Annotated in this window: 10 protein-coding genes and 1 pseudogene; 5 read left to right on the forward strand and 6 right to left on the reverse strand. The window is 66.9% G+C overall.

Annotated features, from left to right (window positions below; all coding sequences use genetic code 11):
- Positions 1 to 157: 157 nt before the first annotated feature.
- From AAFN46_RS19420 to AAFN46_RS19430, 3 genes are all read right to left on the reverse strand, one after another.
- Positions 158 to 1,090: a class I SAM-dependent methyltransferase gene (locus tag AAFN46_RS19420; RefSeq protein WP_347810344.1), complete on the reverse strand. Its 933-nt coding sequence runs from the start codon at positions 1,088 to 1,090 to the stop codon at positions 158 to 160.
- A gap of 201 nt (positions 1,091 to 1,291) precedes the next feature.
- The gene (gene putP, locus AAFN46_RS19425; RefSeq protein ID WP_347810345.1) at positions 1,292 to 2,782 is read right to left on the reverse strand and encodes a sodium/proline symporter PutP; all 1,491 of its coding nucleotides are present in this window, start codon (positions 2,780 to 2,782) and stop codon (positions 1,292 to 1,294) included.
- Positions 2,783 to 3,085: 303 nt separating this feature from the next.
- Entirely contained in the window at positions 3,086 to 4,072 is a 987-nt protein-coding gene (locus tag AAFN46_RS19430; RefSeq protein WP_347810346.1) for an ABC transporter substrate-binding protein, read from the reverse strand.
- Positions 4,073 to 4,589: 517 nt separating this feature from the next.
- On the opposite strand from AAFN46_RS19430, the gene AAFN46_RS19435 reads away from it, so the two are divergent.
- A complete protein-coding gene (locus tag AAFN46_RS19435) occupies positions 4,590 to 6,248 on the forward strand; it encodes a nitrite/sulfite reductase (protein ID WP_347810347.1) in 1,659 nt (552 codons plus the stop codon).
- Positions 6,232 to 6,729 carry a DUF934 domain-containing protein gene (locus AAFN46_RS19440; RefSeq protein WP_347810348.1) on the forward strand — a complete coding sequence of 166 codons (498 nt, stop codon included), beginning with the start codon at positions 6,232 to 6,234 and terminating at the stop codon, positions 6,727 to 6,729. The genes AAFN46_RS19435 and AAFN46_RS19440 overlap by 17 nt, the downstream gene beginning before the upstream one ends.
- Positions 6,730 to 7,129: 400 nt before the next feature.
- Here the strand turns inward: AAFN46_RS19440 and AAFN46_RS19445 are convergent, their stop codons facing one another.
- The 3 genes from AAFN46_RS19445 to pyrF all read right to left on the reverse strand — a co-directional run bounded on the left by AAFN46_RS19445 (position 7,130) and on the right by pyrF (position 9,765).
- Positions 7,130 to 8,026: a bile acid:sodium symporter family protein gene (locus tag AAFN46_RS19445; RefSeq protein WP_347810349.1), complete on the reverse strand. Its 897-nt coding sequence runs from the start codon at positions 8,024 to 8,026 to the stop codon at positions 7,130 to 7,132.
- Between the two features lie 133 nt (positions 8,027 to 8,159).
- On the reverse strand, positions 8,160 to 8,921 hold the full coding sequence (locus tag AAFN46_RS19450) for an SDR family oxidoreductase (protein ID WP_347810350.1): 762 nt from the start codon (positions 8,919 to 8,921) through the stop codon (positions 8,160 to 8,162).
- Positions 8,922 to 9,069: 148 nt separating this feature from the next.
- Complete coding sequence (gene pyrF, locus AAFN46_RS19455) at positions 9,070 to 9,765, reverse strand: orotidine-5'-phosphate decarboxylase (RefSeq protein ID WP_347810351.1); 696 nt, start codon at positions 9,763 to 9,765, stop codon at positions 9,070 to 9,072.
- A gap of 514 nt (positions 9,766 to 10,279) precedes the next feature.
- On the opposite strand from pyrF, the gene AAFN46_RS19460 reads away from it, so the two are divergent.
- The 3 genes and pseudogenes from AAFN46_RS19460 to AAFN46_RS19470 form a co-directional block, all read left to right on the forward strand.
- Positions 10,280 to 11,491: a nitrate/nitrite transporter gene (locus AAFN46_RS19460; RefSeq protein ID WP_347810352.1), complete on the forward strand. Its 1,212-nt coding sequence runs from the start codon at positions 10,280 to 10,282 to the stop codon at positions 11,489 to 11,491.
- Positions 11,492 to 11,695: 204 nt separating this feature from the next.
- Positions 11,696 to 13,360, forward strand: a complete 1,665-nt coding sequence (locus AAFN46_RS19465; RefSeq protein ID WP_347810353.1) for a bifunctional protein-serine/threonine kinase/phosphatase — start codon at positions 11,696 to 11,698, stop codon at positions 13,358 to 13,360.
- A gap of 280 nt (positions 13,361 to 13,640) precedes the next feature.
- Positions 13,641 to 14,849, forward strand: a pseudogene (locus tag AAFN46_RS19470) (FAD-dependent oxidoreductase); the annotation flags it as partial.
- Positions 14,850 to 14,885: the final 36 nt, after the last annotated feature.

Below are 14,885 nucleotides of genomic sequence, written 5' to 3' on the forward strand. Positions count from 1 at the left end.
TCTGCTTGCGCTTGCCGGCGTACTCGGCATCGGCGAAGGTCATCTGCTTCATCGGGAAACTCGGGCAACGGGATCGGCGTATTTCACCAGATTCGGGAAGTCTTCTTCAGAATTTCCTTAAGTGAACAGCATTACGCACCTGCGGGACGTTCGCGTTCTACCCCTGGCGGAACAACAGCACCTTGAGCCCGGCATCCGGATCGCTGTCGACGAACTCGGGGGGATTGGCCAGACGCTCGACCAGAGCCAGCTGCGGCGCCTCGCGGGCCATTTCCTCGACCAGGAAGCCGGGCGCGATGCCCGGGTCGTTGCAGCAGAGCAGCACCTGCCCGCCCGGCGCCAGCAGTTCGGGCAGGCGGCGCATGATTCTGGCGTAGTCGCGCGTCAGCACGAAGCTGCCCTTCTGGAAGCTCGGCGGATCGACGATGACCAGCTCGAAGGGCCCCTCGCGGCGCAGCTTGCCCCAGGAATTGAACAGGTCGTGGCCGAGAAAGCTCACCCGCCCCAGGTCATGCCCGTTCAGGCGATGGTTGTCGCGACCACGACTGAGCGCCGGACGCGACATGTCGAGGTTGACCACCCGTGCGGCGCCACCGGCGATGGCGGCCACCGAGAAGGCGCAGGTGTAGGCGAACAGGTTGAGCACCCGCAGCCCGGCGGCGTGCTCGCGCACCCACTGCCGGCCCAGGCGCATGTCGAGAAACAGGCCGTTGTTCTGCTTGCGCCCCAGATCCAGTAGGTAGCGCAGCCCGCCCTCCTGCACCTCCCAGGTCTCGGGCACTTCGCCGAACAGGGCCTCGGTGGCGCTATCGGGCCGATAGCGCTGCTGCAAGAGCAGATGGCAGCCGCAGGGCCAGGCCGGCGCGCCCGTCAGCTCCAGCAGCATGGCCCTGAGCTGCGTCAGTTCGTCCGCCGCCGGCTCGCGGAACAGCGATACCAGCAGCACGCCCTGCAGCCAGTCGACCGTGACCTGCTCCAGCCCCGGCCAGCACCGGCCGCGCCCATGGAACAGGCGGCGCGCCTCGTCCGGCAAATCGACGAAGGCCGCGAGCAGGTGCTGCTGCAGGGTGGCGATGGCGGTCGGAGTCATGGCATGCGGCAATTGGGCTGGGCGGCGCATTCTATGCCAGCCGGAGAGAAATCGCGGGCAAAAAAACGGCCCGGCGTCGGGAGGGACGCGGGCCGTAAAGCACTAACAGGTCGTGCGTGGTGCCGCGCCACACCGATGAGGGAGTGATGCGCCGCGGCGGTAACGCGCAGCGGGACGACCGGCCCGCGGCGCGTGGGGTACTCAGATATGCGCGTCGCGGTACTCCTGCTCGGCCTCGTCGAAACGCTGGTGCATGGTGACGGACGGCGCATTGCCGATGCGGCTGAAGACCAGGATGGCGAGGGTGGCGAGGATGAAGCCCGGGATGATTTCGTACAGGCCCAGGCCGATCCAGTTCTTCCACACCACCACGGTCACCGCTCCGACGATCATGCCGGCCAGGGCGCCATTGCGGGTCATGCCCTTCCACAGCACGGAGAGGATCACCACCGGACCGAAGGCGGCGCCAAAGCCGGCCCAGGCGTAGGACACCAGGCCCAGCACGCGGTTATCCGGGTTGGAGGCAAGTACGATGGCGACCACCGCCACCAGCAGCACCATGGCGCGACCGACCCAGACCAGTTCAATCTGGCTGGCGTTCTTGCGCAGGAAGGCCTTGTAGAAGTCCTCGGTCAGGGCGCTGGAGCACACCAGCAGCTGACAGCTCAGGGTGGACATCACCGCAGCCAGGATGGCGGACAGCAGGATGCCGGCGATCCACGGGTTGAACAGCAGCTTGGACAGCTCGATGAACACCCGCTCGGGGTTCTCGCCGACCGGGCCGGCCACTTCCGGGTGGGCGGCGAAGTAGGCGATGCCGAAGAAGCCCACGGCCACGGCACCGGCCAGGGTCAGGATCATCCAGGTCATGGAGATGCGGCGGGCGGCCGGGATGGCCTTGACCGACTCGGCGGCCATGAAGCGCGCCAGGATGTGCGGCTGGCCGAAGTAGCCCAGGCCCCAGGCCATCAGCGAGATCACGCCGATGAAGGTGGCGCCCTTGAGCATGTCGAAGTGGGAGGCATCGACGGCCTGGATGGCGGTCATGGCCGGATCGAAGCCGCCAGTGGCGATCATCACCACCATCGGGGTGAGGATCAGGGCGAAGATCATCAGGGTGGCCTGCACGGTGTCGGTCCAACTCACCGCCAGGAAGCCACCGACGAAGGTGTAGGCGATGGTGGCGGCGGCGCCGGCCCACAGGGCGGTTTCGTAGGAGAGGCCGAAGGTGCTCTCGAACAGGCGGGCACCAGCCACCACGCCCGAGGCGCAGTAGATGGTGAAGAACACCAGGATCACCAGGGCCGAGAAGATGCGCAGGATGCGGCTGTTGTCCTCGAAACGGTTGGTGAAGTAGTCCGGCAGGGTCAGGGCATTGCCGTTGTGCTCGGTCTGCACGCGCAGGCGGCCGGCGACGAACAGCCAGTTCAGGTAGGCGCCTATGACCAGGCCGATGGCGATCCAGCTCTCGGAGATGCCGGCGACGAAGATGGCGCCCGGCAGGCCCATCAGCAGCCAGCCACTCATGTCGGAGGCGCCGGCAGACAGCGCGGTGACGAAGCTGCCGATGCTGCGGCCACCGAGGATGTAGTCGGACAGGTTCTTGGTACGCAGGTAGGCGATGAGGCCGATCAGAACCATCGCGGCGATATACACCACGAAAGTGATCAGCATGGGAGTACTGGCTGTCATGGGAGGATGCCCTCTCGCTTGTTGTTATGGCCGCGGGATAGACCGCGACGGGTTGGCAGAAGCGCCCGCGCATGGCGGGCACCGACATGCCCGACCGCACGGACCGGGCTGCGAAGACTGACGCCCACTGCCGGCGTCATCATGCCGCTCCCCTCCCGGAAACGGCCAGCAATCGCGCCTTGCGTCGAGTCCGACCCGACACCAGTGACGCACCCCTGCAATGGGATGCAGGACTCTAGTGACAGGGCCATGAGGGGTTCTTGCGAAAAGCTCCGGATCTTTTGCGAAAAACTCCGAAACGCGCTAGTGCAACAGGCTATCGATGGAGCAAGCGTACTGTTTGGCGGAAGGTCGGCGAACGGCGCTGAAGGCGCGGAAATCCAGCCCTATGTCGGAGCGCTGCAGGCGAGCCTTGAGCCTGGCCGCCTCGCCGGCATCGACCAGGCGCAGCAGACGCGCCATCTGCGCCACGCCACCGCGCTCGGCGAAGTCGCGGCCGGCGGCATGATCGTGGAGCATGACCATGGCGCAGCCGCCCAGGATGAAGTGACCGGTGGCCAGCGCGGCGAAACGCCCCTCGACGCGCGCCTGCAGCGCCCGCCCGGAGTTGTTCAGCGCGCTGTAGCGCAGTCGCCGCCCCTGCTCCTCGGCGGCGCGCATGGCGCCGAAGGCCATCTCGTCATTGGCCGCCCACACCAGCCCCACATGCGGATAGCGCGGCAGCAGCGCCGCGGCCTGCTCATAGGCGCGCTGCTGCTTCCATTCGCCATACAGCACCTGGCGCAGGCGCACCTGCGGATACTCGGCCAGCGCCCGATGCAGGCCGGCCTCGCGCAGGAAGGCGGACGGCGTGTTCTTGACCCCGGAGAACGCCACCAGCTCCTCGCCCGGCGCAGCCTGCACGAGCAGCGCCTTGGCCATCAGGTAACCGGCCTCCTCATCGTTGGGCACCAGGCTGCCGATCCAGTTGGCGTACTTCTCCCGCGGACCGCCGAGAAGGCTCTGCTGTTCCGGCGTCAGGGTGCTATGCAGGGCGAACAGGCGAATGCCGCTGTCGGCGAACAGTCGGAGCAGTTCGGGAGCGGCATATTGCTCGTTAACGAACAGCAGGTAGTCGGGCTTGCGCGGGCGTTGCAGAAGGCTGCGCGCATGGATCAGTACGTTCTGTGGCTGGCGCTCGCCATAGAGCACCTCGAGCTGCATGCCAAGGTCGCCAGCGGCATCTTCCATGTAGCGGGAATAGGCGACCCAGAAAGGCTCGTTGGAAAAACCGGGGTTGAGGAAAATCACGGAAGTAGCCTGGGCCATGGAGCCGCAGAACGTCAGGCCCAGAAAGAGAAGAACACGGACGAACAGCGCTCCGAGTCCAGAAACGGCAAGGTCACCACGCATCGCCCCCCCCCCCGGCCACCACCGCTCGAGACAATGCGAGGGCCGGCCGCCGATGCCGGTCTCCGTTCTCCCGGCTATTGCTGACTGACCCAAAATACGGCCGTGCTGACCGCTATCAGAATCAGCATGAGGATGGCCCAGGCATCGACGACACTGTCCTTTTCCTGCTCGGTCATGACTTCCCCCTCTTATTGATGTAAGTAACTCGTCATGAGTTAAGACCAGGTCCGAGCCGCGCTCAAGCGGATGACCATGCACATCGGCCTTATCACTTTTTGTGAAGTGCTTATATATAAACATCATTTTTATGCATATTCGCGAACTGCTATCTTCGCCCGGCCCCTCAGAAGGGGCGCGTTGCCGTGCCCGAACGCACCAGCCTGAATAAAGCAGCAGCCTGAATCACAGGACGAATATGTACGTATACGACGAGTACGATCAGCGGATAGTCGAGGACCGCGTCAAGCAGTTCCGCGACCAGACCCGCCGCTACCTGGCCGGCGAACTCTCCGGCGACGAGTTCCGCCCGCTGCGCCTGCAGAATGGCCTCTATATCCAGCGCTATGCGCCGATGCTGCGCGTCGCCGTGCCCTACGGCCTGATGTCGTCCAGGCAAGTGCGCATGATGGCCAAGATCGCTCGCGACTACGACAAGGGCTACGCCCACATCAGCACCCGGCAGAACGTACAGTTCAACTGGCCGGAGCTGGAAGACGTGCCGGAAATCCTCGCCGAGCTGGCCAGCGTGCAGATGCACGCGATCCAGACCAGCGGCAACTGCATCCGCAACACCACCACCGACCAGTTCGCCGGCGTGGCCCGCGACGAACTGGTCGACCCGCGCCCCTGGTGCGAGATCATCCGCCAGTGGTCGACCTTCCACCCCGAGTTCACCCACCTGCCGCGCAAGTTCAAGATCGCCGTCAACGGCGCCGTGAGCGACCGCGCCGCCATCGAGGTGCACGACATCGGCCTGGAAGCGGTGAAGAACGAGGCCGGCGAGCTGGGCTTCCGCGTCTCCGTCGGCGGCGGCCTGGGCAGAACGCCTATCGTCGGCAGCTTCATCAACGAGTTCCTGCCCTGGCAGCACCTGTTGTCCTACCTCGACGCCATCCTGCGCGTGTACAACCGCTATGGCCGTCGCGACAACAAGTACAAGGCGCGCATCAAGATCCTGGTCAAGGCGCTGACTCCGGAAGTCTTCGCCGAGAAGGTCAACGCCGAGTTCGCCCACCTCAAGGATGGCCCGACCACATTGACCTCCGCCGAGGTAGCGCGGGTCTCCGCCCACTTCGTCGACCCGGCGTACAAGACCCTGGCCGACCAGGACGCCGAGCTGGCCGCCCTCGACGCCCAGCACCCAGGCTTCGCCCGCTGGCGCCAGCGCAATACCGTGGCGCACAAGCAACCGGGCTACGTCGCCGTGACCCTGTCGCTCAAGCCCACCGGCGTGGCCCCGGGCGACGTCACCGACAAGCAGCTCGATGCCATCGCCGACCTGGCCGATCGCTACAGCTTCGGCGAGGTGCGCAACAGCCACAACCAGAACATCATTCTCGCCGACGTCGAGCAGCAGCAGCTGTTCAGCCTGTGGGGCGAACTGCGCGAGCTGGGCTTCGCCACGCCGAACGTGGGCCTGCTGACCGACATCATCTGCTGCCCGGGTGGCGACTTCTGCTCCCTGGCCAACGCCAAGTCGATCCCGGTGGCCGAGGCCATCCAGCGCCGCTTCGACGACCTCGACTACCTGTTCGACATCGGCGACCTCGAGCTGAACATCTCCGGCTGCATGAACGCCTGCGGCCATCACCACGTCGGCCACATCGGCATCCTCGGCGTGGACAAGAAGGGCCAGGAGTTCTACCAGGTATCCCTCGGCGGCAGCGCCGGCCGCGAAGCCAGCCTGGCGCAGATCCTCGGCCCGTCCTTCGCCCAGGAGGAAATGGCCGACGTGATCGACAAGCTGATCAAGGTCTACGTCGAACAGCGCACCGAGGAAGAGAGCTTCCTCGACACCTTCCGCCGTATCGGAATCGACCCGTTCAAGGAGCGCGTCTATGCAGCGAATCATTAAGAACGGCCAGGTGCTGGACGAGACCTGGCACCTGCTGCCGGCCGACGCCAGCCTCGACAGCATCAGCAACAGCGACGACCTGATCGTGCCGCTGGCGCTGTGGCGCGAGCACGCTCACGCGCTCAAGGCCCGCGACGGCGGCCTCGGCGTGTGGCTGGAGGCCGGCGAGGAGATCGAGGAGATCGTCGACTCACTGGACAGCTTCCAGGTGATCGCGCTGAACTTCCCCGCCTTCACCGACGGCCGCCACTGCTCCAGCGCCTACCTGCTGCGCAACCGTTACGGCTACAAGGGCGAGCTGCGCGCCATCGGCGACGTGCTGCGCGACCAGCTGTTCTCCTACCAGCGCGTCGGCTTCGACGCCTTCGCCCTGCGCGCGGACAAGGACCCGGTCGATGCTCTGAAGGCCTTCGAGGAGTTCGGCGAGGTCTACCAGGCCTCCACCGACCAGCCGCTGCCGCTGTTCCGCCGCCGCGCCTGAAAAAAACCTCCACTGCGGTAATTCTGTTCAGTTAAAAATAACGGCGTGCCCCCTTTTCTTGGGGGCACGGCGTTTTTGCTGGATCGAATGAGTTGAGTGCCTGCGTAGAAACCCCACTCGCGAACCAGAGCCCTAGCAGCTTGTTGAAATTCACCGCGATGACTGCGAGCACCGCGTTGTGATAGCAGTGGTCTCGGTCGGATAGCCTTACTCAGGCGTCTGACCGATGAAATAGCCCGATTTTGCAGGCCCCGGGCGCACCTTTCCCGTGAACACGCTCATGCCGCAGAGCCAGACAGCGCGTCGACGAATTTCAACAAGCTGCTAGGGAGAGGGGGGCAAAACATCGGAAACGAAAACGCCGCGCAATCGCGCGGCGTTTTCGTTGGGCCTTACAGGCTCAGGCCGCCTGCACCTCCTCGGCCGCCAGTTCCTTGCCATGGGCGAAGTTGACCCACCAGCCGAAGGCGGCGGCGGTGAAGAACATGATGAAGCTGTAGATGGCGGCCGGAATGGCCATGGTGGCGTTGTTCAGCAGCACCGGGCTGAGCGCCAGGGCGATGGCCAAGGTGCCGTTGTGAATGCCGATCTCCATGCCGATGGCCACCGCCTGGCGGCGCGGCAGCTTCAGCAGACGCGGCACCCCGTAACCCACGGCCAGGCTGATCAGATTGAACAACAGCGCCGCCAGGCCCACCACCGGGGCGTAGTCCACCACCGTCTGCCAGTCCTTGACGAAGGCCAGCACCACCACCAGCAGCAGGAACAGCGCGGAGAGAATCTTCACCGGCTTCTCCATGGCATTGGCGAAGCCCGGCGCCAGCCGGCGTATCAGCATGCCGATGGCAACCGGGCCGAGAACGATGGCGAACACCTGTACTACCTTGGCGAACTGCAGCGGGATGGCCTGGTCGCCCTCCATGAAATGGGCCAGCGACAGGTTGACGATGAAGGGCATGGTGAGGATGGCCACCACGGAGTTCACCGCCGTCAGGGTGATGTTCAGCGCCACGTCGCCATGCGCCAGATGGCTATAGAGGTTGGCCGAGGTGCCACCGGGCGAGGCGGCCAGCAGCATCAGGCCCACAGCCAGGGCCGGCGCCAGACCGAAGCCCTTGGCGATCAGGAAGCACACCAGCGGCAGCAGGAGCAGCTGGCAGCCCAGGCCGATCAGCACCGGTTTGGGAAACTTCACCACCCGGGCGAAGTCCGCCAGGCTCAGCGACAGGCCCAGGCCGAGCATGATGATGCCCAGGGCGATGGGGAGGAAGGTGGTGGTCAAGGCGCTTGAGGTCATTGTTGTTTTTCTCCGGGCTGCGACGCAGCTGCGATTCTTGACGACTGGCTCAGGCCTTGTAACTGGCTTTTCGCGCCAAGGCCCGATCAGCTCGTAACAGAATGCAAAAAGGGCGCCTTGGGCGCCCTTTCGATCAGATCGCGGTGGAACCGCCATCCACCGCCAGCGCATGGCCGGTGGTGAAGCCGGCGGCGTCGCTGCACAGGTAGAGCACGGCGGCGGCGATCTCCTCCGGCTTGCCGATGCGCCCGACCGGGTGCATGCCGGCGACGAACTCGGCCTTCTTCGGGTCGGCCTCGGCGGCGCGGCGCCACATGTCGGTGTCGATCACCGCCGGGCACACGGCGTTGACGCGAATCTTCTTCTTCGCATATTCGATGGCGGCGGACTTGGTCAGGCCGATCACCGCGTGCTTGGAAGCGGCGTAGATGCTCATCTTCGGCGCCGCGCCGAGGCCGGCCACCGAGGCGGTGTTGACGATGGCGCCGCCACCCTGGGCCAGTAGCAGCGGCAGCTGGTACTTCATGCACAGCCACACGCCCTTGACGTTGACGCCCATGATGGCGTCGAACTCGGCCTCGCTGCCCTCGGCCAGCCTGCCCTTCTCGATCTCGATGCCGGCGTTGTTGAAGGCGTAGTCGAGGCGACCGTAGGTGGCCACTACCTGCTCCATCAGCGCCTGCACCTCGGCGTCGCGGGTCACGTCGCAACGTACGAAGATGGCCTCGCCGCCGGCCTCGCGAATGGCCTGCACCGTGCCTTCGCCACCCGCCGCATCGAGGTCGGAGACCACCACCTGGAGGCCCTCGGCGGCGAACGCCAGGGCGGTGGAACGACCGATGCCGGCGGCACCGCCGGTGACCAGGGCAACCTTGCCGGAGAAAGTCATGCTCATGTCTGCATCCTCGCAGGGAGTTGGGAATGAGCGGAGTCTAGCCAGCCGTTCCGGCGGCGAGCAGCACTATCAGCCGGCGATGTGCAGATTCATCCATTCGACTGATGAAGGTAACGGTGCCTTCATCAGCCAAATGGATGCATAGCCGTCAGCCGAGCTCGCCGACTATCGCGGCCAGCGCCTGGGCCGGATCGGCGGCCTGGCTGATCGGTCGGCCGATCACCAGGTAGTCGGAGCCCGCGGCCAGGGCCTTGGCCGGGGTGAGAATGCGCCGCTGGTCGTCGGCGGCGCTGCCGGCCGGGCGGATGCCCGGGGTGACCAGCTGCAGGGCCGGCTGCGCGGCCTTCAGCGCCGGCGCCTCCTGGGCCGAGCAGACCAGGCCATCCATGCCGGCCTGGGCGGCCAGCCCGGCCAGGCGCAGCACTTGCTCCTGCGGCGGGATATCCAGGCCGATGCCGGCCAGGTCGTCCTGCTCCATGCTGGTCAGCACGGTCACGCCGATCAGCAGCGGCTTGCGCCCAGCGAGCTTGTCCAGCTCCTCGCGGCAGGCCGCCATCATGCGCAGGCCGCCGGAGCAGTGCACATTGACCATCCACACGCCCAGCTCGGCGGCGGCCTTGACCGCCATCGCCGTGGTGTTGGGAATGTCGTGGAATTTCAGGTCGAGGAACACCTCGAAACCCTTGGCCTGCAGGGTTTCGACCACCGCCGGGCCGCTGCGGGTGAACAGCTCCTTGCCCACCTTGACCCGGCACAGCTTCGGGTCCAGCCGCTCGGCCAGAGCCAGCGCGGCGTCGCGGGAGGGGAAGTCGAGGGCAACGATGATCGGGGTCTGGCAGGACATGGCGGGACTCGCGGCAGGCTGAAAACGCAGCGCATTGTAGCGGAAGCCGCTGGCGCGGTCAGATCGACCTGCCCAGCACTGGCGCAGCGATGAGCCTGTCCGCCCCATCACCCGCCTCAATGCGGTGCGCATCAATCGCAATGCGCACCGTCTTGAATCAGCCCGCGCCCAGCATCCCCTCTTACACCGGCCGGTTTGCGCCACTGCGGCCATTTGGCCCGAGTCTTGCTCATACCTCCGCAGAGGCATCCAACGGCGGTTGCCACAGATTCGACAAAGGCGTCGCGTCACCTCCGGGTGGCGCGGCGCCTTTTGCGTTTCGGCCCCAGCGTACGGGGCGGGTGAACGGACCGCGATCCGGACGTTCGCCGGTAACTCTCTCAACCTGGCTGTGGCTTCGGCCACGGGGCCGGGCGCCACAAGCGCCGGGCTCTCCCTCCGGCGGCCAGGCGACGTGCCCACGATCACGTCGCCGCGCCGCTGGCGGGACTTTAACTCGATGATGAGGTGTTGGATGAATACAAGTTTCTGGAAAGCCGGCCACGCACCGACGCTGTTCGCCGCGTTCCTCTATTTCGACCTGAGTTTCATGGTCTGGTATGTGCTCGGCCCGCTGGGCGTGCAGATCGCCACCGACCTGGGTCTGACCACCCAGCAACGCGCCATGATGGTCGCCACGCCGATCCTGGCCGGCGCGCTGCTGCGCTTTGTGATGGGCCTGCTGGCCGACCGCAGCTCGCCGAAGACCGCCGGCCTGGTCGGCCAGGTGATCGTCATCGCCGCCCTGGCGGTGGCCTGGCAGCTCGGCATCCACAGCTATGAGCAGGCGCTGCTGCTCGGCCTGTTCCTCGGCTTCGCCGGCGCCTCCTTCGCCGTCGCCCTGCCGCTGGCCTCGCAGTGGTACCCGCCGCAGCACCAGGGCAAGGCCATGGGCATCGCCGGCGCCGGCAACTCCGGCACCGTGCTGACCGCCCTGTTCGCCCCGGGCCTGGCCGCCGCCTTCGGCTGGAGCAACGTGTTCGGCCTGGCCCTGATCCCGCTGGTGCTGACCCTGATCATCTTCGCCAGCGTGGCCAAGAACGCTCCCGAGCGTCCGGCGCCCAAGGCCCTGGCCGACTACCTCAAGGCTCTCGGCGACCGCGACAGCTGGTGGTTCATGTTCTTCTACAGCATCACCTTCGGCGGCTTCCTCGGCCTGGCCAGTACCCTGCCCGGCTACTTCCATGACCAGTACGGCTTCGACCCGGTCAAGGCCGGCTACTACACCGCCGCCTGCGTCTTCGCCGGCAGCCTGATGCGCCCGCTGGGCGGCGCCCTGGCCGACCGCATCGGTGGCATTCGCTCGCTGCTGGTGATGTATACCTGCGCCTCCATCTGCATCGCCGCAGTCGGCTTCAACCTGTCCAGCGCCTACGCTGCCCTGGGCCTGTTCGTGGTCGCCATGCTCAGCCTCGGCGCCGGCAACGGCGCGGTGTTCCAGCTGGTGCCGCAGCGCTTCCGCAAGGAGATCGGCGTGATGACCGGGCTGATCGGCATGGCCGGCGGCATCGGTGGCTTCTGCCTGACCGCGGGCCTGGGCGCCATCAAGCAGGCCACCGGCGATTACCAGCTGGGCCTGTGGCTGTTCGCCAGCCTCGGCGTGCTGGCCTGGTTCGGCCTGCACGGCGTCAAGCTGCGCTGGCGCACCACCTGGGGCTCGGCCGCCGTGACCGCGGCGCGGGTTTGACCTCGCGGCGGGTGGCGGGCTTCACCCCCGTCACCCGCCCCAGGTCGGTTGCGACAAAGGCGGGGCGGCTGCAGACTCCTCGCACTGGTCAGGAAAGGTGGAGTGGCGACACTCCTTGGAGGCTGGGTGGCCCGGCCTTTGTCTCAACCGACTTGCAACACCGAGGGCGCCAACTGGCGCCCTTCGCACGACAAGAGAATCCCCATGGCCCTGCAACTCAGCATCGGCGAAGCCACCGCCACCGGCCCGCGCGCGGAGAACCAGGACGCCCTGCGCGTGGTCACCCCGGCCCCCGCCCTGGCCGCCAGCAAGGGCTTCCTGCTGGCCCTGGCCGACGGCGTTAGCCAGTGCGCCGACGGCGGCCTGGCCGCCCGCGCCACCCTGCAGGCGCTGGCCCTGGACTACTACTCCACCCCCGAGACCTGGGCCGTGGCCCAGTCGCTGGATCGCCTGCTGGTGGCGCACAACCGCTGGCTGCAGGCCGGCAGCGGCGGCCAGCCGCTGCTCACCACCCTCTCCGCCCTGGTCCTGCGCGGGCGCCGCTTCACCCTGGCGCATGTCGGCGACTGCCGCGCCTATCGCCTGCACCAGGGCCAGCTGGAGCGCCTCAGCGAGGACCATGTGTGGGAGCAGCCAGGCATGCAGCACGTGCTCAAGCGCGCCCTGGGCCTGGACCAGCACCTGGTGGTCGACTATCTGGAAGGCGAACTGCGCGAGGGCGAGCGCTACCTGCTGGTCAGCGACGGCGTCTGGTCGACCCTGGGCGATGCCGGCATCCGCCGCCTGTTGCTGGACGAAACCGATCCTACCGCGGCCTGCAACGCGCTGGTCGCCGCCGCCCACCTGGCCGGCAGCCAGGACAACGCAAGCGCCGTGCTGGTGCAGGTCGAGGCCCTGCCCGACCACGACCTGGCCGACACCCTGGCCCAGTTGCAGCAGTGGCCGCTGCCGCCCAGGCTGCGCGAAGGCCAGGATTTCGAGGGCTGGCAGGTCGAGCGCCTGCTCGGCGAGTCGCGCCAGTCGCTGATCTACCGGGTGCGCGACGCCCAGGCCCGACGCTGGCTGCTCAAGACGCTGCCGCCCAGCCGCCACGACGACAGCCTGGCCGGCCCGGCCCTGCTGCAGGAGGAATGGTTCCTGCGCCGCGTGGCCGGCCGGCACTTCCCCGAGGCCCATCCGCTGCCGCAGCGCCAGCATCTCTATTATGTGCAGCGCGAGTACGCCGGCCAGACCCTGGCCGAGCACCTGCGCCTGTCCGGGCCGCTGGGCCTGGCCGAATGGCAGGACCTCGCGCCGCGTCTGCTCAAGGCCCTGGGCCTGCTGCACCGACGCAACATCCTGCACCGCGACATCAAGCCGGAGAACCTGCTGTGGTGCGACGACGGCGAGCTGCGCCTGCTCGACTTCGGCCTGGCCTTCTGCCCCGGCCTGTCACGCGACGAACAGCACAGCCTGCCCGGCACCCCCAGCTTCATCGCCCCCGAGGCCTTCGCGGGCAGCCCACCGGAGCGCCGCCAGGATCTCTACGCCGCCGGCGTCACCCTCTACCTGCTGCTCACCGGCCACTACCCCTACGGCGAGATCGAGGCCTTCCAGCACCCGCGCTTCGGCCAGCCGGCCGCGCCCAGCCGCTATCGCCCGGACCTGCCGGCCTGGCTCGACGACTGCCTGCTGCGCGCCGTGGCGGCCAACCCGGAGGAGCGCTACGAGACGGCCGAAGAATGGCTGCTGAGCCTGGAGCACGGCGAGCGCCAGGCCCTCAGCCTGCGTCCGCGCCCGCTGCTGGAGCGCGAGCCGCTGAAGGTCTGGCGCGGCGTGGCGCTGGTCTCGCTGCTAATCAACCTAACGCTGCTGGTCGTCCTCCTGTAGGAGCGCACCACAACGACGCAGCACCGCTTTAAACGGGTGCGAAAAAATCCAAAGTCCTCCTCGGCACCCCGCAGAAACCACGAAAAACCTGGCTTTCATAAAGTTGGCACGGGGTCTGCAGAAAGGAAATCGACATCAGGCAGGGCCCTCAACGTAGAGGGCCCTGCTCCCCGACAGATCGGGCTCAGGACAAAGGCGTCCTCGCTAGGCAGCTAGCGGGACGCCTTTTTAGTTTTCCGAGATTTTTGTTTTCCGTGATTCCAGGCAGGAGAGGACCGGCATGAACAAGCTCAAGCTGGTGATGGTAGGCAACGGCATGGCCGGGGTCAGAACCCTTGAGGAGCTGCTCCGGCTCGCCCCGGACCTGTACGAGATCACCGTGTTCGGCGCCGAGCCGCACCCAAACTACAACCGCATCCTGCTGTCTCCGGTGCTGGCCGGCGAACAGAGCTTCGAGGAGATCGTGCTCAACGACCTCGACTGGTACCGCAAGCACGGCATCGACCTGCGCCTGGGGCGCAAGGTGGTGAGCATCGATCGCAAGAAGCGCCTGGTCACCGCCGACGACGGCAGCAGCGCCCAGTACGACCGGCTGATCCTGGCCACCGGCTCCAACCCCTTCATCCCACCGGTCCCGGGCAACCGCCTGGAGGGCGTGATCGCCTACCGCGACATCGCCGACACCCAGAAGATGATGGACACCGCCCGCACCCACAGCCACGCCGTGGTCATCGGCGGCGGCCTGCTCGGCCTGGAGGCCGCCAACGGCCTGCGCCAGCGCGGCATGCAGGTCACCGTGGTGCACCTGGCCGACTGGCTGCTGGAGCGCCAGCTCGACCAGACCGCCGGCAAACTGCTGCAGCAGGCGCTGGAAGCGCGCGGCATCCGCTTCCGTCTCAGCGAGCAGACCGACGAGCTGCTCGACTACGGCACCGGCCGGGTCTGCGCCGTGCAGTTCAAGAGCGGCGACACCATCCCCGCCGACCTGGTGGTGATGGCGGCCGGCGTGCGCCCCAACACCGAGCTGGCAGAGAAGGCCGGCATCCCCTGCAACCGCGGCATCCAGGTGGACGACTGCCTGCAGACCTTTGATCCGCGCGTCTACGCGGTCGGCGAGTGCGCCAACCACCGCGGCATCGCCTACGGCCTGGTCGCCCCGCTGTTCGAGCAGGCCAAGGTCTGCGCCAACCACCTGGCCATGCTCGGCACCGCCCGCTACCAGGGCTCGGTGACCTCCACCAAGCTCAAGGTCACCGGCATCGACCTGTTCTCCGCCGGCGATTTCATGGGCGGCGAGGGAACCGAGAGCATCATCCTCTCCGACCCGATCGGCAGCGTGTACAAGAAGCTGGTGATCAAGGACGACGTGCTGGTCGGCGGCTGCCTGTACGGCGACACCCTGGACGGCAGCTGGTACTTCCAGCAGATCTGCGGCGGCGCCGATATCAGCGGCGTGCGCGACCATCTGATGTTCGGCCAGGCCAGCATCGAAGCGGCCGGCCTGGCCGCACCCGAGGGGGCCGCC

Source organism: Pseudomonas sp. CAU 1711 (assembly GCF_039888625.1).
Lineage (GTDB): Bacteria > Pseudomonadota > Gammaproteobacteria > Pseudomonadales > Pseudomonadaceae > Aquipseudomonas.